The following is a 23651-nucleotide window of genomic DNA, read 5'->3' as shown; positions in this document are numbered from 1 at the left end:
TCCTTCCGCCTTATTTTTCCTCTTCTTCTCTCTCCATAAAATCTCTGTGTTCTTCCTCCAGCTCTTTTACAAGATGTGCGAATGTCCAGAAGCAGTTCTGGGATGTGAGGACTGCTTTTAAGGCAACGGATGGAAGTTCCCCGTTCTTCATCATGCGAAGAAGGTGGTTCAGGTTATCGTCAGTGAAATTGCACATAACCATAACATCCACAGGAATAGAAGGAAGGTTTTCCAGCACGGATATTTTCCGCTGCGGAAAGCCTTTGATTTTGGCCAGATATCCCACAGTCTGAAGCACATTCTGCGGGAGAATGGGAGTAAAGTCGAATCCCATTCGGCGTGCTGCTTTTTCCAACACTTTTCCTTTTTCCGTCTGCCCATTGTTATAGTATAAGATATTGGGTCTGCGAATCATAACAATCCCTCCAGGCAGTTTTCATATTTTCATCATATACTATAAGTTATGAATTTTCAACGGGGTTCTTACATCTTTTGTAAATATTAAGGAAGCAGATAAAAGGATCTGTTTGAGGGAATCATAAGCATCAATTTACGAAAACATAAGAAGATGATAGAATAAGAGGAGTAAAAAAAGAGGAGGGAGAGATGCCAAATGAATGGACTGGAGAAGTATGAAAAAATCCTGAAACAGAGCTGTCTGTTCCGGCAAAAGGACGCAGAGGAGCTGCAGGAACTGGGCAGGCTTCTTGGGGGAAAGATACAGGATTACGGAAAAGGGCAGCAGTTACTGCATGAGGGAGACACGATCGGACAGCTCGGAATCGTGCTGGAGGGGGAAGTGCGGATCGTCCGGATCGATATGGATGGAAATGAAAGGCTTTTTCAGAAGCTGATTCCCTCCTATATGCTGGGGGCTGATATTGTCTGCACGCCCAGCCGTCAAAGCCCATATTCCGCTTACTGCAGCCAGGATGCGAAAGTGTGGTTTTTTGACTGGATGCCGGGACATAAAAAATGGGAGGAGGAGCTGGAACGGAGACTGATGGAATTTATAGCCAACGAAAACGTCAGAAAATTTTACAGGATTGATATCCTCTCCACAAAAAGTGTGCGCAGAAGGGTACTGAAATACCTGCGCATACAATGCCGGAAGACAGGGAGTAATACGGTGGAGATTCCCTATTCCAGGGAGGAACTGGCAAATTATCTGTGTGTAAACCGCAGCGTGCTCTCCGACGAACTGGGCAGAATGCAGGAGGAGGGAATCATCACCTTCCGCAAAAACCGTTTTACACTCTGCAAAGGGGGGTCGTGACGCCCGGTTAACGGAATCCCTGCCGCCGCTGCCTTTCGGCACGGTCGGCGCAGGAGTTTCTTCCTATAATAAGCAGGTGAGAAAGCAAACTGTGAAAATATATAAGAAACAGGGAAGAAATACGGCTGTATCCGTAAAAATGGCCGAGAAAAACCACATATAACAATTTTGCATGGTAAAGTAGTAACAAGAAAGAACTTTAAATTTCCATAATTTGGGGAAGTATTGACAGTTGTGTCTGCATTAGAGTATACTTAATACAATACATTTTGTTACTTTGGGACTGTAAATTGAGAATATGAGGGATAAATTGTGGCGAACATCAGTGTACATCTTTTGGGAAGACCTTATGTTGAGGTGGACGGAGAGCGTGTGAATTTTCCATACAAGAAAGCAGAGGGATTTTTCTATTATCTCTGTGTGAAGAAGACAGCTACAAGGGAAGAAATCATATACGTGCTCTGGGGGGCAGACAATGAAAATGTGGGAAGAAAGAACCTGAGGGAAGCAGTCTACCAGATCAAAAAGCTGCTTGGCAAGGAAATCCTGGTGACAGCAGGCCATACCAGCATCTCTCTGAATCCGGAGTGTATGCCGGATATTGACTGGGACCATATCAGTGAAGAGAATATTCTGGAGAACGAGGAAGAAGGGTTTCTCTCCCATTTTATGATAAAGAACAGTTATGAATATGAAGAGTGGATCACCTCCATGCAGGAGCAGTATAACCAGGCATTTATCAAATGTGCCAGGGAAAAGCTGTACGACGCGGATGCCACAAAGGATGTGGATCTGATTCAGAAATACAGCAACATTCTGTTAAAGCATGATCCCTATAATGAGAAGCTCTACTATGAGATCATGGATATCTATGCGGTGAATGGAAACTATAATATGGCGATCAAGCTGTATTACGATTTGGAGAAGGTTCTGGCAGATGAGCTGGGCGTGGAGCCGTCCCCGGAGATCAAGGAACTGTTTCACCGTATTTTCAATGTTAAGGGAAACACCACGGCGGAGTCTGCTGCCTGGAACGCGCCGTTTTTGGGCCGTACCGCTGAAATATACCAGGTCAGTGAGTGTATTGTGGGAACCGGCAAGAGCCGCCATCCCCAATGTGTGGCCATCAGCGGGGAGGACGGAGTAGGCAAATCAGCGCTTCTGGACAAGGCAAAACAGATGGTGCGGGGCTATCAGATGATTCCATTGTATGCTGCCTGCTACCGGGAGGAGTCGGAATTTTTCCTGCGCCCCTGGAATGACATATTCTGGGAGGTGGAGCAGTGTGTGGAGAACGGACTGCTGGAGCGCTCCATCACAGAGGAGGAGCAGGCACAGCTTGACCGTTTCTTTAAGGGAAGCATCCTGGGGGATGAGAAGCCGCTGGGCAGGCTGACATATCAGCTTATGGAAAAAGCCATCCTGGACATGTTCCGCAAAATCGTGGAAAAGCACAAGGTAGTGCTGTTCTTTGACGATATCCAGTGGATGGATGCCATGAGCTTCCAGCTTCTGAACAGGATTCTCCTGACGCTGGGCACAGAGAGGATCCTTCTCATGTGTACTTATAACCAGAACAATGATGTGGAGGTTATGGAATCCCTGGAGAAACTCATGAAGAAAGATTATCTCCATGTTATTTCTCTGAATCCCTTTACGGAGGAGGAGACCATGGAGCTGCTCCACAAATATCTGCCGGAGCTTAACGGGGATGAGCAGAAGCTCAGGAGTATATTCCAGATGACTGACGGAAATGCATTTTTCCTGATGGAGCTGGTGAATCTGATAAAGGAAAAGGGATATACCCTGGAAAAATCCCAGAAGACCAACAATGTGATCAAAGCAAGGCTTGCAGGCCTGCCGGAGACGGAAAATGAAGTGCTGGACTGCATGAGCATGTTTCCTGAGAAGATCAGCATTGAGGAGATAGAGCTGCTGCTTCCGAAGATGGACAGGCTGACCCTGGTCCGTATTCTTGAAAAGCTGCAGGAGCGTCATCTGATCAAGGAAATACTTGTCGGCTGGAATGTGTACTATAAATTTGAGCATCAGGTCTTCCGCCAGTTCATATACGAGCGCCAGAGTGAGGGAAAGAAGCGCATGTACCATCAGATGCTGGCAGAGTATTATGAGTCAAAGGCTGAGGGGAAGAAAAATTTTGGGTATCTTCCAATGACGATTCACCACTATGAGAAGTGCCATAACATGGTGAAAGCGTATCAATATAAGATTAAATATCTGAAAGAGTATTATACGATTGTCAATGAGAACTTTCCTGTACTTCATTGGGAGATGGAATATGGCGACGACAATTACGGAGTAACCTTTGAGGCCAATGAACTTCTTGAATTAGCTCAGAAGGTGATCCAGTTTGACGAGGATTCTCATCAGCTGCAGGAAATGAAAAAGGAAATGTACTATGTCAAGGGCCGTTTTGACATCGCTGTGGGAGATTACGCATCCGGTATCCGCAATATTGAGGAGAGCATGAAGCTGGCTGAGATGCTGGAGGATAAGAAATCTCTCCTGAATAATTTCAAGCAGATGATTTTCTACGGGATTCAAGTGGAAGACCTGGAGCTGGTGAAAAAATATGTGGACGAGGGCCTGTCCCTGATCAATGTGCAGGAACCGGACGAGAGAGGTGCTTTCATGAGGCTGAGAGGCTGGTATCTGCTCCATGAGGGCAGATATGAGGAGGCCCGCCAGACGCTCACAGAGGCCCGCCAGATATTTGAGGATTACAGCGGAAGAGATTCCCGCTATATTATGAGCATTGCGGCGTGTTATAATTATATCGGGGATGCCTGCCGTGCCACCGGTGATTACCAGTCAGCACTTTCCTACTATAAAATAGCCATCGAAAAGGGAACCGGCAAGGTGGTGACCAACGGACTTGGACAGTTCTATTCCAACGCGGGGCAGATCTATTACCTTCTCGGAAAGATCAAACTGGCCCAGGAGTATCTGGAACAGGCAGTGGCATGTTTTGAACGCCATGGATATTACTGGGGACTGGAACGTGCGGAAGCGTACATGGCTTTAGTCCTTTTGGAAAAGGGAGAGGCAGAGGAAGCCAGAAAGCATTATAAAAAGGGCGTACAGCTCTCAGAAAAAATGAATAATCCGACCACTGTGAAGGTTTTAAAGGAGATCAAGAATAAGGCGGGATTCTGAGAAAAGGTTCCCGCCTTAAAAAAATATTTTAATTTAGCCTGATAACACGAAAAAATATTGTTCGCCAATGACGGAATAATGACCGTGACACGAGGAATTTGACGATGAAAGATAATTGTCAGACAATTGCGTTTGTGGATTTTGACATTTATTGACGCTTTTTTGACACGGAGGTGTGTATAATTGCACTATAAAATATAAGGAAAAGAGGGTGCGATATGAGCAATATTGTAATTACTGGTAAAGACCTCACACTGGAACAGATTGCTTTAATTTGTCGTGAGAATGTAAAAATCGAGTTAGCCGAGGAGGCAAAACAGAACATTATCGAATCAAGAAAAGTGGTTGATGACCTTGTTGCGGAAGAGAAGGTCGTTTATGGAATCACAACAGGATTTGGTAAATTCAGCGACGTTGTAATTTCTCAGGACCAGTGCAAGGCTCTTCAGAAAAACCTGATCATCACTCATGCGGTAGGTGCTGGTGATCCGTTCCCCATTGATGTTGCAAGAGGTGTGATGCTGCTTAGAATCAACAACCTGGTAAAAGGATTTTCAGGCATTCGTCTGGAGACTGTTCAGACCATGATCGATATGCTGAATAAAGGTGTGACTGCGTTTATCCCGGAGAAAGGTTCCCTTGGAGCATCCGGAGACCTGGCACCGTTATCCCATATGGTTCTGCCGATGCTGGGCCTTGGTATGGCTTATTACGAAGGAGAACTTCTTCCCGGTGCAGAGGCTATGAAGCGTGCGGGAATTCCTACGATTGAACTGTCCGCAAAAGAAGGACTGGCTCTGAACAACGGAACACAGGCAATGACAAGCGCCGGCTCCCTGGCACTGTACGATGCGCTGCAGCTTCTGAAGGTTGCAGATATCGCTGACTCTCTGTGCTTTGAGGCGCAGAACGGTGTCGTGAGTGCTCTGGATCACCGTCTGCATGACGTGCGTCCTCATTCAGGACAGCTTGCAACAGCCAGAAACCTGTTAAGACTTCTGGAAGGCAGCAAGAACACTACGGTTCAGGGTGAGATTCGTGTACAGGATGCATATTCCCTGCGCTGTTCACCGCAGATTCACGGCGCCAGCAAGGATGCAGTGAATTATGTACTGGATCATGTAAATATTGAAATTAACTCTGTAACAGACAACCCGATCATCTTCAAAGAAGATAAGAATGGTATCTCCGGCGGCAACTTCCATGGACAGCCTATGGCACTGAGCTTTGACTTCCTGGGAATCGCAGTTTCCGAGCTGGCTAACGTATCTGAGAGACGTATTGAGCGTCTGGTCAACCCGGCATACAGTGACCTGCCTGCATTCCTGACACCGCACGGCGGCGTTTGCTCCGGATTCATGATCGTTCAGTATTCCGCAGCAGCATTAGTATCTGAGAACAAAGTTCTTGCACATCCGGCTTCTGTTGACAGTATCCCGTCATCCGCTGGTCAGGAAGACCACGTATCCATGGGTACCATCGCTGCCAGAAAAGCAGGAGAGATCGCTAAGAACGTAAGACGTGTTCTGGCTATGGAACTTATGGTTGCATGCCAGGGTATCGATATGCGCGGCAATAAAGGCCTGGGCAAAGGAACACAGGCTGCTTATGACTTAGTCCGCAAAGCAGTAGCCACATTAGATGAGGACCGCGAATTATACGGTGATATCAACTATTGTGAAGAAATTATTAAGGATGGCTCTCTCGTCAAAGCGGTAGAGGAGGCCCTTGGCGGAGCTATAGAAACAAAATAAATTCTTAAACTGTCCTGCAAAAAATAATTTGAGAAAAGAGGGGTAAGTCTTAATGGGAAAGAACGAAAAGAAAGAACGTACAGTTCGTCTTCCGAATTTTTTTGAAGCTATTATTCCAATTGTTGTCATGATGGCACTGATGCTTTATGGCTTCGTAGGAGGAAGCGGATACAGTGATGCCCACATGCCGTTACTGGTATCTATCGTAGTGGCCTGTATCATCGGCTGTCTCTGCGGACACAGCTTTTCCGACATGCTGGCTGGTATGTTGGACAGGCTGAGTGCTACAATGGAAGCGATACTGATTCTTTGTACAGTCGGTATCCTCGTGGCATCTTTCATTATGTCCGGTACAATTCCGGCCCTGATCTATTACGGCCTGGATTTACTGACACCTAAGCTTTTCCTGCCAATCGGCTGTATTATGTGTGCGGTTGTTGGTCTGGCATGCGGTTCTTCCTGGACTGCTACTGCTACCATTGGTATCGCCTTTTTAGGAATCGGTGCCGGCCTGGGAATCAATCCTGCTATCACTGCAGGTATGATCATCTCCGGCGCTTATGTTGGTGATAAATTCTCACCGCTTTCCGATACTACAAACCTGGCGGCAGCAGTTTCCGAAACCGGCTTGTTTGACCACGTTACGGCAATGGTTTCCACCACAGGCCCAACGTTTATAATTGCTTTGATCTTATACACGATCATGGGTCTGAATATTGATACATCAGGATTTGACGCCTCTGTGGCAACAGATTTACAGGCAGCTTTGGCAGAAGGCTTTAACTTAAGCCCGATTCTGCTGCTTCCGATCGTTGTTATCGTGGTGGTTTGTATTATGAAAGTACCGGGACTTGTCGGTATTTCAATCTCTGTGGGATGCGGCGTTCTGTTTGCTGCAGTTTTCCAGGGTATGCACAGCTTAGGAGAACTGTTCGACGTTCTGCATTATGGTACAACATTTGAATCCACTAATGATTTAGCGAACGACCTGCTGAGCCGAGGCGGTATGGACCATCAGATGTGGACCATTAACCTGATTCTGCTGGCAGTTGCCTACGGCGGTGCGCTGGAGCGCTGCGGATGTGTAGATACACTGTTCGGAGGCCTGAAGAAGAGACTCCACTCTGTGGGAAGTCTGATTCTGGCAACACTTCTGACATCCTTATTCTGCGATGCTACCATGTGTGACCAGTTCCTGGGAATTGGTGTACCGGCTCCGCTGTATGTTGACAAATATGACGAGATGGGTCTGGGACGTAATATGCTGTCCAGGACTTTGGAGGACTGCGGTACTCTGTGGGCAGTTATGTTCCCGTGGACGGGCTGCGGCGCTTACCAGATGGGTGTTCTGGGAGTGCATCCGTTCGCATACTTCCCATTTGCGTTCGTTAACCTGCTGAACCCGATCCTGGCTGCAATCCTTGCGTTCCTGGGTCGTAACATCTTCTGGGCTGACGGTGCTTATACGAATATTTTCGGCAAAACGACAATGCGTAAACCGGCCGCTGCTCCTGCAGACAAGCACGAGCTTGCAGTGAAGAATCTGGAAGCTATGCGCGCAGCCGGCAGGGCACCCAAAGCACAGGCATAAATTATCCGTTGTTGACTGAAAGGAGTATCATTTTGAGTGTTGAGCATCTTCCCTGGGACTCTTTAGAAGGACCGATTTATCATGCAAGGGAGCTGAAACCCCGTAAGCAGTGGGTAACATACGGCTGCTGGATCTTGTCCGCAGCTCTGATCATTGGAGGTATTGTGACGCCTTACCGCGTAGCCGCCGTATTTGGTGTGCTGTACATACTGACGCTGTTGATGAAAAAGGATACAGTTATTACCGAGAGGGGACTGGAGATTTTTTATCAGATGAGGATTACCACACATTATGACTTCTGGAGCTGGAAGGAGATTGTTTCCGTGATTCGGGAAGACAGAAAGCATCCGGAACTGGTGGCGCTCCATTTTGGCAGGGGCAACAGAAGTAAACGCCTGTTTTTCACAAAGGCGGATGCGAAACAGATAATGGTGCTTGCAAGAAAGAAAAACTCCAGAGCCGTGGTGTCAGATGCTGATCCGCGGCAGATGGCCGGATACAAAAAGAAGAAGTAGATATTTGTGAATATGTCCAGGAAATCTGTTTTATCAACAGGTCTCCGAATTATAGGGAAGGGAAAGTAAACTCCTCTTACTTTCCCCGGACGAGAGGCTGCACACTTATGAATAACATAAGTGTGCAGTCTTTTTAAAAGAGATTTTTAACAAATTTTTAAATTGGACAAAAAAAGACTAGATTTATAGGAGAATATGTGATAGAATCAGTGTAATTCAGGTGATAACTGGAGAAGCTATATACAGGAGGTATAAAATATTATGAAAAAATATGTATGCGAACCATGCGGATATGAATATGACCCTGAGGTAGGAGATCCGGAAAACGGAATTGCTCCGGGAACCTCATTTGATGACCTTCCGGAAGACTGGGTATGCCCAATCTGCGGTATGGGAAAAGATGTATTTATTGAGGCTTAATAAAAAAGGCTGCCGCGTATAACGGCAGCTTTTTTGCGGACTTAACTGTCCACCAGTTTTCCGCCGGGCAGCTTCCGGATCTCCTCCACATCATTGTAGCTGCTCACGATCTCTTTCAGCCGGAGAATGGAGTCTGTCAGGTATTTGTCCTTGTGGTACACAAAGGAGAAGTGCCGGTTCCATTCCTTGTGAGGACCTGTGAATACATACATCTCACCGTTCTGGATCTCCTTTTCCAGAAGGCGGATGGAGATGACTGCCATACAGTTGTTGATCTGTATGGCATTTTTTATGGAATCAGGGGTGCTCTCCTCAAATACGGTATGGATGTCAAGGCCATGGCGCACAATGAAATTCTCAAACAGTTCCCTGGTACCGCTGCCGGGTTCTCTTTTTACAAAGTCATGTCCGTTCAGTTCATTGATGAATAAAGTGTGGCGGCCGAAAAAGAGGTGGTTCTGTCCGCATGCCAGCACAAGCATGTCGTCAATGAGGGGAATGGATACCAGATCCCGGCTCTTGACACGGCCTTCCACGATACCCACATCCAGCTCCATATTCAGAAGTTTTTGTTCTATGATCTGGGTATTGTTCATATAAGAATAGATATCAAGGTCGGGCTGCTCTGCACGCAGGTCCCGCACCACCCTGGAGAGGATTCCGCTGCCAAGGGTAATCGTGCCGCCGATACGGAGCTTCTCCCGGCGGTTTTCCTTCTGCATGCTCTCCTCCAGGCTTTCAAACTGGGTGACGAGCTGTTTGGCAGTGACATAGAGCTTTTTTCCATCCTCTGTGATGTAGAGCTTTTTTGACAGGCGCTCAAAGAGCAGTGTCTGGTAGTGCTCCTCCAGTTCCCGGATCGCCTGGCTGACGGAGGGCTGGGTGATGAAGAGCTGTTCCGCTGCCAGACTCATTTTACCGGATTCTGCCACAGCCAGAAATATTTTCAGATGTCTGATGGTCATAAGACGTCTCCTTTATCATAGGTAAATCCTATTAATTATATAAAATTATATTACTTTTCTTATACATGTGCAAGTGTTATACTAATCATAAACCAAAGAGAGCAAGTTGTAACTGTTCAAATCAGGTCTGTGTATTGACTGCGTTGACCGTGCATAAGAGTAGTTACGCAAATTTGAGAAAAGAAGGTATGGGCTATGAAAGTATTGGTTATCGGCGGCGTGGCCGCAGGCACAAAGGTTGCGGCAAAGTTAAAAAGAGAGAGCAGAGAGACAGAGGTATTGATTCTTACCAAGAGTGAGGATATTTCTTATGCGGGCTGCGGACTTCCTTATTATGTAGGTGATGTGATTCATGAGAGAAGCCAGTTGATCGTCAACACACCTGAGAAATTTGCAAAACTGACCGGAGCGGAAGTTGAGACAGGTATTGAGGTGACGGGTCTTGACCGTGAAGGCAGAAAAGTGACTGCCAAAGACCTGAAATCAGGTGAGACAAAAGAATATACATATGATAAACTGGTAATAGCAACCGGTGCATCTCCAGTTGTACCGCCCCTTCCGGGACTTGATATGAAGAATGTATTTATGATGAGAACGCCTGATGACGCGGAGGCCCTCAGAAAAGCAGCGGAATCCGGCACGATCAAGCGTGCAGTGATCGCGGGCGGTGGATTTATCGGTCTGGAAGTTGCGGAGAATCTTCAGAGCCGCGGCATCCGCACCACAGTTCTGGATATGCTCCCGCACATTATGCCGGGATTTGATCCGGAGATGGCAGAGTTTGTGGAGGACCATCTGGCAGACCAGGGAATCATGACACTTCTGGATACGAAGCTGGAAGGTGTGGAAGGTGACGGGACTGTTGAGAAGGTTAAGACATCCAGAAGAGCGATCAAGGCAGATGCCCTGGTACTCTCCCTTGGTATCCGTGCAAATACAGCATTCCTGGCAGATACGGGAATTGAGCTTGCGCCAAACAGAACGGTTCTGGTAGATGACCATATGAGAACCAATGACGAGAATATTTATGCTCTCGGTGACTGCTCCATGATCACCAACCGTATGACACATGCAAGAGCATGGTCACCCATGGGTTCCTCTGCAAACATTGAGGGCAGGATCGCAGCACAGAATATTGCCGGTGCTGATGTTTCCTATCCGGGCGTTCTGGGAACAGGCGTGGTAAAACTGCCGGGACTGAACGCAGGCCGTACAGGACTTACAGAGCAGGTGGCTAAGGAAGCGGGACATGATGTGGTTTCCGTTGTAGCTGTTGTAGATGACAAGGCACATTATTATCCGGGTGCAGACTCCTTCCTGGTCAAGATGATCGCAGATAAAACGACCGGTGAATTCCTGGGAATCCAGGTATTGGGAAAGGGCGCTGTGGATAAGATGGTGGATATCGCTGTAGTGGCACTGAGCATGAAGGCCACTGTGCAGCAGCTGGAGCATCTGGATTTTGCATATGCGCCGCCGTTCTCAACAGCGATTCATCCCTTTGCGCACTGCATCAATATCCTTCTGAACAAAATGTCCGGTTCTTTAGATACCTTTACGCCGGTTGAGTTCGCAGAAGGCAAGGCAGAGGGCTACAAAGTGATTGACGCATCCCTGAAACCGACTCTGGAAGGTGTGGAATTTATGAATCTGGAGGAGATTGACGGTGAAGTGGAAGGTCATCCGAAGGATGAGAAGATGCTTCTTGTATGCGCAAAAGGTAAGAGGGCATATATGCTGCAGAACCGTCTGAGATATTACGGATACACCAATACCAAGGTTCTGGAGGGCGGAAGCACATTCAATGGAGAAGATCTGACAGAAGACTGAAGAATGATGTAAAACATAACGGCAGGAACGCACAAGACAGGCAAGACCAGAAAAGATAAAAAGTTGGAGGAAAGTAGAAATGGCAACATTAACAGTGAGCAAAGAAGATGAGAAAAGAGTAAAGGCCCTGGGCTTTTTGAACAACAAGGGAACGGATAATTTTTCCGCCAGGATCATAACCAAGAACGGAAAAATTACAGCAGAACAGCAGATATGTATTGGTGAGGCAGCAAAACTGTTCGGCAACGGCGGGGTGACATACACCACACGTCTTACCGTGGAAGTTCAGGGAGTCCCATATGAGAAAATTGATGAATTTCGTGCCTATATCCAGAAATGCGGGCTGGACACAGGCGGTACCGGTTCTAAAGTGCGCCCTGTAGTATCATGTAAAGGAACCACCTGTCAGTATGGCCTTCTGGATTCCTTTGGACTTTCCGAAGAGATTCATGATGAGTTTTATGTAAACTGGCATGATGTAAAACTGCCTCACAAATTTAAAATCGCAGTGGGCGGATGTCCAAACAACTGTGTGAAACCGAACCTGAATGATCTGGGTATTGTCGGTCAGCTCATTCCAAACTTTGATCAGGATATGTGCAGCGGATGTAAGAAGTGCAGCGTTGTGAAAATCTGTCCCATTGATGCTGTGAAACTTGTGGACGGGGTCATGGAGCTTGACCGGGAAAAATGTATCAACTGCGGACGTTGTATCGGCACCTGTCATTTTGACGCCATTGAGGACGGCACCTACGGATATAAGATCTATCTGGGCGGAAGATGGGGAAAGAAGATCGCCATCGGAAAGCCTATGAGCAAGATCTTTACAACCAAGGAAGAGCTTATGAGTGTAATTGAGAAAACCCTTCTTCTGTACAGGGAACAGGGAAAGACAGGAGAACGTTTCTCTGATACGATTGAGCGTCTTGGATTTGAGAATGTGGAGGCACAGCTTCTCTCCGATGAGATCCTGGAGAGGAAAGAGGAAATCCTGTCTGCCAAACTGCACGAGGTGGGCGGAGCTACCTGCTAAGATGCCTTACCGGCTGCATAATGACAGCTATGAAAAATGTCTTTCTGCATTGACAAAAGAATTATGGATTGCTATGATTAATAGCAAAGAAACGAAGAGGGTATCTTTTACAGACACCCTCTTTTTTCTCTGCGGGCAGGTGCGGGAATGCGCTGCCCGGGGAAAAGAAAATGAAGACACAGGATACAGAGCAAAGGAGGCAGCAGCGATGAAATTTACAAAGATGCAGGGAATCGGCAATGATTATGTGTATGTGAATTGTTTTCAGGAGACAGTGGAAAATCCGTCGGAAGCGGCAAAGAAGGTCAGTGACCGGCATTTCGGCATTGGGTCTGACGGGCTGATCCTGATCAAACCCTCAGAAAAAGCGGATTTTGAGATGGAAATGTACAATGCGGACGGCAGCCAGGGCGCCATGTGCGGCAACGGCATCCGTTGTGTGGCAAAATATGTGTATGATTACGGCCTCACAGACAAGACAAGGATCAGTGTGGATACGAAAAGCGGCATCAAGTACCTGGATCTGACTGTGAAAAACGGCAGAGTGGCTCTGGTGAAAGTGAATATGGGAAAGCCGGAATTCCATACGGAGAACATTCCCATGAAGCACAGAAAAGAAAAGGTCATCCGTGAGCCGTTGGCTGTGAAGCAGCAGGTCTATGAGGTGACGGCAGTATCCATGGGAAATCCCCATGCGGTGGTGTTCATGGAGGATGTGAAAGGACTGGATATTAAGGAGATTGGTCCTTATTTTGAGAAACACGAGGCATTTCCGGAGGGTGTCAACACAGAATTTGTCCGTGTTTTAGATGAGAAGACTGTGGAGATGCGGGTCTGGGAAAGAGGCAGCGGGGAGACCCTGGCCTGCGGGACAGGAGCCTGTGCTGTGGCGGCAGCCTGCGTGATGAACGGATATACAGAGGAGGAGGTAACGGTAAAACTGCTGGGCGGTGACCTGAAGATTTTCTGGGACAGAAAAGAGGACACCATCTACATGACAGGTCCTGCGGAAGTGGTTTTTGACGGTACGATCGAACTATGAGATTTCGTATGACAACAGAGGACAAGCGCTTCTACGGAAATGTGATGCGGCTTGTCATGCCTATGGCACTTCAGAACCTGATCAACGTGGGGGTTACCTCCACGGACGTGATTATGCTGGGAAGAGTGGGAGAGACAGCGCTTTCCGGCGTTTCCCTGGCGAACCAGGTATATTTTATCCTGTCCCTGATCTTCTTCGGACTGACCTCAGGGGCCTGTGTGCTGACTGCCCAGTATTGGGGAAAGCAGGATACCCGGACCATTGAGAAGGTCATGGGCATGTCCTTCCGCATAGCGATCCTGTCCGCTGCGGTATTCACGGCGCTGGCGCTGTGCATGCCGGATCTGCTGATGCGGATCTTCACCTCAGACGAGGCGATCATTGCGGAGGGTGTGAGCTATCTTCGGATCGTGGCGTTTTCCTACATACTTGCAGCGTTTACCAATGTATATCTGAATATTATCAGGAGTATTGAGCGTGTAGTGATCGCGACGGTGGTGTATGCCACATCCCTGTCCGTCAATATTATCCTCAATGCGGTTTTTATTTTCGGTCTTCTGGGCGCTCCCGCCCTGGGGGCTGCAGGTGCGGCTATCGGCACGCTGTGCGCGAGAGCTGTTGAGGTCATTATTGTCGTATATTATGCCCGGAAGAAAAATGATGTAGTGCGCATCCGCATAAAGGATATGTTCAAAAGATACAAATGGCTGGAAAAAGACTTTTTCGTGTATGCCTTCCCTGTGCTTCTCAATGAGTTTGCCTGGGGCGCAGGCATGGCTGCCATCTCGTCCATTGTGGGGCATCTGGGCAGCGCGTCTGTGGCTGCTCATTCCGTGGCACAGGTGTGCAGACAGTTGTCCATGGTCATTGCATTCGGTATCTCCAACGCCACTGCCATCATGATAGGCAAGGCGATCGGGGAGAAGAAAGAGGCGCTTGCCAGGGATTACGGCAGCCGGTTTGCAAAGCTTTCCCTTCTGTTCGGAGCAGCGGGCGGTATCCTGATCCTTGTGATCTCACCCTTTGTGTGCAATATGCTGAAACTGACGCCTCTGGCGAAATCCTATCTCCAGGTTATGATGGTGATCATGTCCTACTATGTGGTGGGACAGTCCTTCAACTCCACTTTGGTGGTAGGCGTGTTCAGAGCCGGGGGAGACACTATGTTCGGGCTGTTCCTGGACGTGGGAATCATGTGGCTGTGCTCCATTTTCGCTGCAGCTGTGGCGGCCTTTGTGATACACGTACCCATGCCATGGGTTTACATAATCCTGTGCAGCGATGAGGTGATCAAAGTGCCGTTTTCCTGGAAGCGATATAAAAGTTATAAATGGCTGAATAATATTACGAGATAAAAAATATTGAAGCCTCAAGGCTTTCGTGGGGATATTGGATTAAATTCATCTGGATTTTGTGCAATATTCCCACTTCCCTTTCAGAAAGAAACATGATATACTTTGTGATACAAAATCTGGTAATAACAAAAGAATAAAATAATAAGTGACACAAGATGTAGTGCTGCAATGAGGTGAAGGCAATGATTTATGTAATTAAGAAAGATGGAACAAAAGAAGAATTTGACGTTCAGAAAATAGTCAGGGCAGTCAATAAATCCGCGGAAAGGATCATGTACAGTTTTACGGAGAAGGAGATTGACTTCCTGTGCAGATATGCCACAGACAAGGCGGAGTCCCTGGGGAAGAAAGAAATTACGATCCAGGAAATGCACAATATTGTGGAGGGGGCTTTGGAGCAGGTAAACCCTGCGGTTGCCAAGAGTTACCGGGATTACAGAAATTATAAGCATGATTTTATCCACATGATGGACGAGGTCTATACCAAGAGCCAGTCTATCCGCTATATCGGGGACAAGAGCAATGCAAACACAGACAGTGCGCTGGTTGCAACCAAGAGAAGCCTGATATTCAATGAACTGAACAAGGAACTTTACCGGAAATTCTTTATGAACCGCAATGAGCTGCAGGCATGCAAGGACGGCTATATTTATATTCATGACCAGTCTGCAAGGCTGGATACCATGAACTGCTGTCTCTTTGACGTGGCAAATGTGTTAAAGGGCGGATTTGAGATGGGCAATGTCTGGTACAACGAGCCGAAGACACTGGACACTGCATTTGACGTTATGGGGGATATTATCCTGAGCACCGCTGCCCAGCAGTACGGCGGTTTCACGGTGCCGGAGGTGGATAAGATTCTGGCCCCTTATGCAGAGAAAAGCTACAGAAAATATAAAGAAGAATTTTTGAAATATGTGGACCCGGAGTGGGAGCATGCACAGGACAGGGCTGAAAAGTACGCGTATGACAAGGTACACCGCGACTTTGACCAGGGCTGGCAGGGGATTGAGTACAAGCTCAATACCGTCGGTTCCTCCAGAGGAGATTATCCTTTTGTGACTGTGACGCTGGGGCTTGGAACAGAACGTTTTGAGAAGATGTGCAGCATTTCCCTCCTCAATGTGCATAAAGAGGGGCAGGGAAAAGCGGGACACAAAAAGCCGGTACTGTTTCCGAAAATCGTCTTTCTCTATGATGAGGAAATTCACGGAGAGGGCGGCGTAAGCGAGGATGTGTTTGAGGCCGGCATTGCGTGTTCGGCAAAGACCATGTATCCGGACTGGCTGTCTATGAGCGGGGACGGCTATATTTCCAGTATGTACAAAAAGTATAAAAGGGTGATCAGCCCCATGGGATGCCGTGCCTTTTTAAGCCCCTGGTATGAGCGCGGCGGCATGACACCTGCGGATGACAAGGATGTGCCTGTATTCGTGGGAAGGTTCAATGTGGGTGCAGTCAGCCTGCATCTGCCCATGATCCTGGCAAAGGCAAGAGCGGAGAACCGTGATTTTTACGAGGTGCTTGATTTCTATCTGGAAATGATACGCCAGCTTCATATCAGAACCTATGACTATCTGGGAGAGATGAAGGCATCCACCAATCCCCTGGCCTACTGTGAAGGCGGCTTTTACGGCGGGAATCTGAAACCCTCAGACAAGATCAAACCGCTTCTGAAGCCCATGACAGCTTCCTTCGGCATCACGGCCCTTAACGAGCTGCAGGAGCTGTACAACGGAAAATCCATTCGGGAGGACGGGGCCTTTGCCCTGGAAGTACTTCAGTATATCAACAGCAAGGTGACGCAGTTTAAGGAGGAGGACGGAAATCTGTATGCCATCTACGGTACCCCGGCAGAGAGTCTCTGCGGTCTGCAGGTGGAGCAGTTCAGGAAAATGTACGGTATCGTGGAGGGTGTATCCGACCGTCCCTATGTAAGCAACAGTTTCCACTGTCATGTGACGGAGGAAATGACCCCGATTGAGAAGCAGGACTGTGAGGGCCGTTTCTGGGAACTGTGCAACGGCGGCAAGATCCAGTATGTGCGTTATCCCATAGGGTATAACACGGATGCGATCCGTGCTTTGGTGAGAAGGGCAATGGCGCTGGGATATTATGAGGGTGTGAATCTCTCTCTGGCCTACTGTGATGACTGCGGACATGAAGAGCTGGAGATGGATGTCTGCCCGGTCTGCGGTTCCACCAACCTGACGAAGATAGACAGGATGAACGGGTATCTGTCATACAGCCGCGTACATGGCGATACCAGACTGAACACTGCCAAGATGGCGGAAATTGCGGAGCGTAAATCCATGTAATGATGGCTGCCCTTTTTGGGGCAGCCTTTTTGCGCGGAATTTTGAGGTTTTGTGACGTTTTTCCATTTCCTTTTTTTTAGAATTGTGGTACGATTAATTGGATTTCGTTTTGTGCGGAAAATGGGAAAAGAGTAAGACACAGGGGAGAGAAAGGACGGAAAAACTATGAACTCTTATACTTATTTACTGGACCTGGCGCTTATACTGCTGAGCACCAAGGTCTTCGGACTGCTTACCAGAAAAGTGAGGATGCCCCAGGTGGTGGGTGCGCTGCTTGCGGGACTGCTGCTGGGACCGGCCTGTTTCGGGATACTGAAGCAGACAGAGTTTATCCATGAGGTGTCGGAGATCGGCGTGATCGTGCTGATGTTCTGCGCAGGCCTGGAGACAGATATTGATGAACTGAAAAGGAGCGGCAAGGCATCCTTTGTCATTGCGCTGTTAGGTGTGCTGGTACCGCTTGCGGGAGGTCTTGGAGTGGCCTGGTTCTTCAACAGGCCGGGCATGATAGAATCCAATGCTTCGGCAAGTATCATGCTGCAGAATATTTTTATCGGTGTTATCCTTACCGCTACCAGTGTGAGTATCTCAGTGGAGACCCTGAAAGAGATGGGCAAGCTGAACACCAAGGCCGGAAATGCCATTCTGGGTGCAGCCATTATTGACGATGTGCTGGGGATTATCGCGCTGACAATCATCACAAGCCTGGCGGATTCCAGTGTAAATGTGGTGGTTGTGTTTGCGAAGATCGTGGGATTTTTCGTGTTCGTCGGTGTGGGAGGCTATCTGCTTCACGTTATTTTTAAAAAGTGGGTGAAGGGTTACGAGAGGGATCTGCAGCGGTTTGTCATTATCTCATTTGTGATCTGTCTGCTCTTTTCCTATTGTGCAGAGAAGTTCTTCGGAGTTGCGGACATTACAGGTGCATTTTTCGCAGGTCTGATCATTACCAAGACAACGCATACCAATTATATTGCAAGGCGGTTTGGGATTTTATCCTATATTCTGCTGTCTCCGGTATTCTTTGCCAGCATCGGTATTCAGGTGGAGCTTCCTGATATGAGTCCCATGATCCTTGTCTTTGCAGTGGTTCTGGTCATCGTGGCAGTGCTCACGAAGATCGTGGGATGCGGAATAGGAGCCAAAGTCTGTCAGTATAAGAACAAGGACTGTATCCGCATCGGTATGGGCATGGTGTCCAGGGGTGAGGTGGCGCTGATCGTGGCAGCAAAGGGCAACGCAGTGGGTCTGATGTCCTCCTCTCTTCTGGGGCCAGTTGTTGTGGTGGTGGTCATCACAACCATCATTTCACCTATTTTACTTAAGCTGAGCTTCAGTGAGAAGAGCGGCAAGGTGGAATATGAGCAAAATGAATATGCAAGGCTTATGGAAGAGGCTGAGGCGGCCGGAAAAAGTGATGCATCCCGTTATGTGGGCGGAAAGCAGCAGGCAAAATAGAGACGGAAGGAAGTACGACAGATGAAGCTGAATCAGGCGGATATATTGCAGAATTACCGCATAACCAGCGTTCAGGAACAGGAAAAAATCCAGCGGCGCCTGGAGGCGCTGGGAATCCTGGAGGGTACAAAGGTAGTGGTTCTGAACCGAAAGCGTAACGGTTCCACTATTATCAAGGTGAGAGGGAGCAGATGGGCGCTTGGCAATGAGATCGCGGAAGGGATAGAAGTGGAGGAGCTGAAAGGATGAAAGAGGAGATTCGTGTAGGCTTTGCAGGAAATCCTAACTGCGGCAAGACCACTTTGTTCAATGCATATACAGGCGCCAACCTGAAGGTAGCCAACTGGCCGGGTGTTACGGTGGAGAAAAAGGAAGGGGAGACATCCTATAAGGGGCAGAAGATGAGGCTCATCGACCTGCCCGGAATCTACAGCCTTACCTCTTATTCCATGGAGGAGATGGTATCCAGAAAGGTCATTCTGGGCGGAGAGGTGGATGTGATCGTAAATGTTGTGGATGCCTCAGCCCTGGAGAGGAACCTGTACCTCACGCTGCAGCTTCTGGAGCTTGGCAAACCGGTGATCCTGGCTCTTAACATGATGGATATTGTGGAGGAGCGGGGGATGGAGCTGGATCTCCACAGGCTTCCCGAGATGCTGGGCAATATTCCTGTGGTTCCGGTATCCGCCAGGAAGAGAAGCGGCCTGGATGTACTTCTCCATGCAGTAAAGCATCATTATGAGGAGCAGGTGGCTGACCCGGTTGTCACCTATAAACCGAATATTGAAATGAAGATCCAGGAGGTTTCCAGGCGTATCGCAGTGGAACATCCGGACAGCGAGAACATCCGCTGGCACAGTATTAAGATATTGGAAAATGATGAGCAGATATTTAAGGACCATCCCATTGATGTGTCCGATCTGCTTGACAGGGATTATGAAAAGCAGATCATCAATCAGAAGTATGAGTATATTGAGACTGTTTTAGAGGAGTGTGTCTTCTATAAAGGCAACAGGGAGTCCCTGACAGAGAAGGCAGACAGGGTCCTGACCCATCCCCTATGGGGTGTTCCCGTCTTCCTGGGAATCATGGCCATGGTGTTTTTCCTCACGTTTACCGTAGGGGACATAGTCAAGGGGCTGTTTGAATCCTGGATGGACCTGGCGTTTACGGTGGCGAGGAGTACATTGGTGAATCTGGGAACCGCAGACTGGCTGGTCTCCCTGATCGTGGATGGTATCATGACGGGTGTGGGCGGAATCCTGACTTTCCTGCCGAACATTTTCATATTGTTTCTGGCTCTTGCTTTTCTGGAGGACAGTGGTTATATGGCCCGCGTGGCCTATGTTATGGACGGGATCATGGGTAAGGTGGGATTGTCCGGCAAGGCGTTTCTTCCCATGGTGCTGGGATTTGGATGTACGGTTCCCGCTGTCATGGCGTCACGCACATTGGAAAACCAGGAGGACAGGAAGAAGACCATTCTTCTGACGCCGTTTATGTCGTGTTCCGCCAGGCTTCCCATTTACGTTCTGTTTGCAGATATGTTTTTTGGAAAGCACGCCATGATGGCGGCATTTTCCCTCTACGCGCTGGGACTTCTCATGGCTATAGCCATAGCACTTGTCATAGGAAAGTTGTGGAAAAGCAGTGAGAAGGCAACCCTGCTCATTGAGCTGCCTGATTATAAGGTGCCAAATGCCAGGACCATCAGGATTTATGTGTGGGAAAAGGTAAAGGATTACCTGACGAAAGCAGGTACTACGATCTTTGTGGCCTCCATTGTCATCTGGTTTATTTTAAACTATGGTATCCATGGCATGACCGCGGATGTGACGCAGAGCTTCGGCGCCCAGATCGGCAAAGTGCTGGCGCCCCTTTTAGTGCCTGCAGGACTGGGAACATGGCAGATCGTGGTGGCCCTGATCTCCGGTCTGTCGGCCAAGGAAGTGGTAATATCCAGCTTCTCCGTGCTCTATGGAGTCAACAATGTAAACTCCGTACAGGGCATGGCTGTGCTCAGTGCATCCCTGGGGTCTGTGGGATTCGGAGCCCTGAACGCCTATTCTCTGATGGTATTCTGCCTGCTGTATACACCGTGTGTGGCAACACTGGCGACCATTAAGAGAGAGACGCGTTCCTGGGGATGGACGCTGAAGATGGTATTCTTCCAGCTTCTTCTGGCCTATGCCGCCTCTGTGGTGGTTTTCCAGGCAGGAAGGCTGCTGTCCTGAAGTTTCCTAATGACAACTTTGTAAAAATAATATATAGTAGGGGTGCGGTACCGGGCTTCGCAGGAGGCTTAAGTGTGCGGCACCTCTTTTGGAACAGGAGGAAATATGGCAGTGACCATAATACTCGCCGCTGCGGTGGCAGTCTATGCCGGGTTTGTGATCCGGAAAAAAGTCAAAGATATAAAAAACGGGAAATTCTGCGGCTGCGGCGGAAACTGCAGGGAGTGCGGCAGGGGCTGCGGCGGGCAGAAGAAGAACGGAGATGAGAAATGAAGATTTTATTGATGGCAGTCAATGCCAAATATATACATTCCAATCTGGCTGTGTACAGCCTGCAGTCCTATGCTGCCCGGCATGGTATCCGGGCGGAGATTGCGGAGTATACCATCAATCAGCAGAAGGATGAGATCCTGCGGGGTGTGTACAGGCAGAAGCCGGAGGTGCTGTGTGTCTCCTGCTATATCTGGAATATCTCCTTTGTGGAAGACATTATGGGAGATATCAGGAAAATACTTCCGGAGACAGATATCTGGGTGGGCGGACCTGAGGTCTCCTACGACGCGGAGGCATTTTTAGAGCGCTGTCCCTGGGCCTGCGGTGTCATGTGCGGGGAAGGGGAGGAGACCTTTCTGGAACTGGCCTCTTACTACGAAAAGAGAACAGAGAGGGAAAGCAGCGGGCCTGCTGCCATCCGGGGGCTTGTCTGCAGACAGGAAGGGCAAATCGTGCGAACGCCTTCCAGACCCATTATGGATATGGACAGGCTGGTATTTCCCTATGGGGATATGGCTCTGTTCTCACACAAGATCATTTACTATGAGAGCAGCAGAGGGTGTCCCTTTTCCTGCAGCTACTGCCTGTCATCCATTGACAAGAAACTGCGGTTCAGAAGCCTGGACCTGGTACTTGATGAGCTGCAGTTTTTCCTGGATGAAAAGGTGCCGCAGGTGAAGTTCGTGGACCGGACATTTAACTGCAAAAAAGAGCATGCAATGGCAATCTGGACATATATCAGGGACCATGACAACGGCGTGACGAATTTTCATTTTGAGATCGCCGCCGATTTATTGACGGAGGAGGAGATCAGCCTGATCGCCTCCATGCGGCCGGGTCTGATTCAGTTGGAAATCGGAGTGCAGTCTACCAATGAGAGAACAATCAGGGAGATTAGGAGAAAAACCAGCTTTGACAAGATAGCGGAAACGGTCAGGGAGGTGCAGAAGGGCGGAAATGTACACCAGCATCTGGACCTGATCGCGGGTCTTCCCTATGAAGATTATGAGAGCTTCCGCCGTTCCTTTGGGCAGGTCTACAGCCTCAGACCCCAGCAGCTTCAGCTTGGATTTCTGAAGGTGCTGAAAGGGTCTTATATGCATGAGATGGCAGAGGCCTATGGATGTGTCTACCAGGAGGCAGAACCCTATGAGGTCCTTAAGACAAACTGGATTTCCTACGGGGATGTGCTGAGGCTGAAGGGTGTGGAAGAGATGGTGGAGGTCTATTACAACAGCGGTCAGTTTATCCGCACGGTAAAAGCCATGGAAGAACTGTTTCAGGATGCATTTTCCATGTATGAAGCGCTGGCAGATTTTTACAATGAGAAGGGATACCAGGGAATCTCTCATACACGGATACGGAGGTATGAAATCCTGCTGGAATATCTGGAGGAGAGGCAGCAGGCGGATACGGAGTATTTCCGGGAACTGATGCTGTTTGATCTGTATGCAAGGGAGAATTTGAAGACCAGGCCGTCCTGGGCCTGTGATATGGCACCATATAAGAAGCGGCTGCAGGCGTTTTACAGAGAAGAGGAAGAAAATCCCGTGCTGCTTGCTGACTACAAGGGGTATCAGGCCAGGCAGACTATGAAAATGACACATTTGGAAGTGTTTCACTATGATATACTGGGCGGTGAAAAGAAGAGAGGGGAATTCCCGGTACTTTTTGACTACCGGAGACGGAACCCGCTGACGTATGACGCCGCCATGTGTGCTGTGAATCTGGAATCAGGAATTGACTGTCAGGGAGAAGATTATGACAAAAAGGACAAAAGAGATACTTGATAAACTGGATGAAGTCTATACAACAGAATATAAATGTTATCTGAACCATGAAAATCCGGGCCAGCTTCTGATCGCCACCATGCTCAGTGCCCAGTGCACAGATGCCAGGGTGAATATAGTGACCAGGGATTTATTTGTAAAATACCCCAATATGCAGGCGTTTGCCGATGCGGATCTGAAGGAACTGGAGCAGGATATTAAGCCTACGGGATTCTATCACAACAAGGCAAAGAATATTATAGGATGTGCGCAGATGATCTGTGAAAAGTATGGGGGAGAAGTGCCCAGTGCGCTGGAGGATCTGGTACAGCTTCCGGGAGTGGGGCGCAAGACGGCCAATGTGATCCGGGGAAATATTTTCCACGAACCCAGCGTAGTGGTGGATACTCATGTAAAACGTATTTCCAAACGTCTGGGATTCACAAAAGAGGAAGACCCGGAGAAGATTGAGATGGAGCTTATGAAGGTTCTGCCAAAGGACCACTGGATTCTCTACAATATACAGATCATCACCTTCGGACGGCAGATATGCTTTGCCAGGAATCCAAAGTGTGAGGAATGCTTTCTGACAGATTACTGCAGGGAATACAGGGAGCGGCAAAAAAAGAAAAGGAAATAGA

19 protein-coding genes are annotated in these 23651 nt (G+C 48.4%); 17 read left to right on the top strand and 2 right to left on the bottom strand.

All coding sequences use genetic code 11. From position 1 onward, the window contains the following. Positions 1 to 10: 10 nt before the first annotated feature. Positions 11 to 415: a DUF3783 domain-containing protein gene (locus WMO65_RS20205; RefSeq protein ID WP_052099662.1), complete on the bottom strand. Its 405-nt coding sequence runs from the start codon at positions 413 to 415 to the stop codon at positions 11 to 13. Positions 416 to 613: 198 nt separating this feature from the next. On the opposite strand from WMO65_RS20205, the gene WMO65_RS20200 reads away from it, so the two are divergent. The 6 genes from WMO65_RS20200 to rd all read left to right on the top strand — a co-directional run bounded on the left by WMO65_RS20200 (position 614) and on the right by rd (position 8733). Then, the gene (locus WMO65_RS20200) at positions 614 to 1276 is read left to right on the top strand and encodes a Crp/Fnr family transcriptional regulator (RefSeq protein WP_148392395.1); all 663 of its coding nucleotides are present in this window, start codon (positions 614 to 616) and stop codon (positions 1274 to 1276) included. Positions 1277 to 1588: 312 nt separating this feature from the next. Then, on the top strand, positions 1589 to 4453 hold the full coding sequence (locus tag WMO65_RS20195; protein WP_148392393.1) for an ATP-binding protein: 2865 nt from the start codon (positions 1589 to 1591) through the stop codon (positions 4451 to 4453). A 218-nt stretch (positions 4454 to 4671) separates the two neighbouring features. Continuing rightward, positions 4672 to 6207: a histidine ammonia-lyase gene (gene hutH / locus WMO65_RS20190; protein ID WP_033143094.1), complete on the top strand. Its 1536-nt coding sequence runs from the start codon at positions 4672 to 4674 to the stop codon at positions 6205 to 6207. A gap of 52 nt (positions 6208 to 6259) precedes the next feature. Next, entirely contained in the window at positions 6260 to 7798 is a 1539-nt protein-coding gene (nhaC, locus tag WMO65_RS20185; RefSeq protein WP_148392391.1) for a Na+/H+ antiporter NhaC, read from the top strand. Positions 7799 to 7830: 32 nt separating this feature from the next. After that, positions 7831 to 8313 (top strand): hypothetical protein, encoded by a 483-nt coding sequence (locus WMO65_RS20180; RefSeq protein WP_033143096.1) that lies wholly within the window; start codon positions 7831 to 7833, stop codon positions 8311 to 8313. 261 nt (positions 8314 to 8574) lie between these two features. Beyond that, complete coding sequence (gene rd, locus WMO65_RS20175; protein ID WP_148392389.1) at positions 8575 to 8733, top strand: rubredoxin; 159 nt, start codon at positions 8575 to 8577, stop codon at positions 8731 to 8733. A 41-nt stretch (positions 8734 to 8774) separates the two neighbouring features. Here rd and WMO65_RS20170 read toward each other — a convergent pair whose 3' ends face one another. Next, positions 8775 to 9698, bottom strand: a complete 924-nt coding sequence (locus tag WMO65_RS20170) for a LysR family transcriptional regulator (RefSeq protein WP_033143098.1) — start codon at positions 9696 to 9698, stop codon at positions 8775 to 8777. Between the two features lie 195 nt (positions 9699 to 9893). Here WMO65_RS20170 and WMO65_RS20165 point away from each other — a divergent pair, with 195 nt between their 5' ends. The 11 genes from WMO65_RS20165 to nth all read left to right on the top strand — a co-directional run bounded on the left by WMO65_RS20165 (position 9894) and on the right by nth (position 23650). After that, the gene (locus WMO65_RS20165) at positions 9894 to 11528 is read left to right on the top strand and encodes an FAD-dependent oxidoreductase (RefSeq protein ID WP_148392388.1); all 1635 of its coding nucleotides are present in this window, start codon (positions 9894 to 9896) and stop codon (positions 11526 to 11528) included. 79 nt (positions 11529 to 11607) lie between these two features. Continuing rightward, positions 11608 to 12561 (top strand): ferredoxin-like domain-containing protein, encoded by a 954-nt coding sequence (locus tag WMO65_RS20160; protein ID WP_033143100.1) that lies wholly within the window; start codon positions 11608 to 11610, stop codon positions 12559 to 12561. 208 nt (positions 12562 to 12769) lie between these two features. After that, entirely contained in the window at positions 12770 to 13603 is an 834-nt protein-coding gene (gene dapF, locus WMO65_RS20155) for a diaminopimelate epimerase (protein ID WP_033143121.1), read from the top strand. Beyond that, on the top strand, positions 13600 to 14958 hold the full coding sequence (locus tag WMO65_RS20150; protein ID WP_148392386.1) for an MATE family efflux transporter: 1359 nt from the start codon (positions 13600 to 13602) through the stop codon (positions 14956 to 14958). The genes dapF and WMO65_RS20150 overlap by 4 nt, the downstream gene beginning before the upstream one ends. 182 nt (positions 14959 to 15140) lie before the next feature. Beyond that, on the top strand, positions 15141 to 17276 hold the full coding sequence (nrdD, locus tag WMO65_RS20145; RefSeq protein WP_103731633.1) for an anaerobic ribonucleoside-triphosphate reductase: 2136 nt from the start codon (positions 15141 to 15143) through the stop codon (positions 17274 to 17276). A gap of 165 nt (positions 17277 to 17441) precedes the next feature. Continuing rightward, complete coding sequence (locus WMO65_RS20140) at positions 17442 to 18734, top strand: cation:proton antiporter (RefSeq protein ID WP_033143103.1); 1293 nt, start codon at positions 17442 to 17444, stop codon at positions 18732 to 18734. A gap of 21 nt (positions 18735 to 18755) precedes the next feature. Then, positions 18756 to 18983: a FeoA family protein gene (locus tag WMO65_RS20135; protein ID WP_033143104.1), complete on the top strand. Its 228-nt coding sequence runs from the start codon at positions 18756 to 18758 to the stop codon at positions 18981 to 18983. Further along, positions 18980 to 20968, top strand: coding sequence for a ferrous iron transport protein B (gene feoB, locus WMO65_RS20130; RefSeq protein ID WP_103731632.1), 1989 nt, complete (start codon positions 18980 to 18982; stop codon positions 20966 to 20968). The genes WMO65_RS20135 and feoB overlap by 4 nt, the downstream gene beginning before the upstream one ends. A gap of 105 nt (positions 20969 to 21073) precedes the next feature. Next, on the top strand, positions 21074 to 21241 hold the full coding sequence (locus WMO65_RS20125) for a FeoB-associated Cys-rich membrane protein (protein WP_103731636.1): 168 nt from the start codon (positions 21074 to 21076) through the stop codon (positions 21239 to 21241). Next, a complete protein-coding gene (locus tag WMO65_RS20120) occupies positions 21238 to 23031 on the top strand; it encodes a B12-binding domain-containing radical SAM protein (RefSeq protein ID WP_148392383.1) in 1794 nt (597 codons plus the stop codon). The genes WMO65_RS20125 and WMO65_RS20120 overlap by 4 nt, the downstream gene beginning before the upstream one ends. Continuing rightward, positions 23003 to 23650 carry an endonuclease III gene (nth, locus tag WMO65_RS20115; RefSeq protein ID WP_033143107.1) on the top strand — a complete coding sequence of 216 codons (648 nt, stop codon included), beginning with the start codon at positions 23003 to 23005 and terminating at the stop codon, positions 23648 to 23650. Before WMO65_RS20120 ends, nth begins: the two co-directional genes overlap by 29 nt. Position 23651: the final 1 nt, after the last annotated feature.

Origin of the sequence: Blautia caccae (genome assembly GCF_040095955.1) — a bacterium.
Taxonomy (GTDB): domain Bacteria; phylum Bacillota; class Clostridia; order Lachnospirales; family Lachnospiraceae; genus Blautia; species Blautia celeris.
Note: the sequence above shows the minus strand (reverse complement) of the source record. Positions and strands in the feature narration are given on the sequence as shown.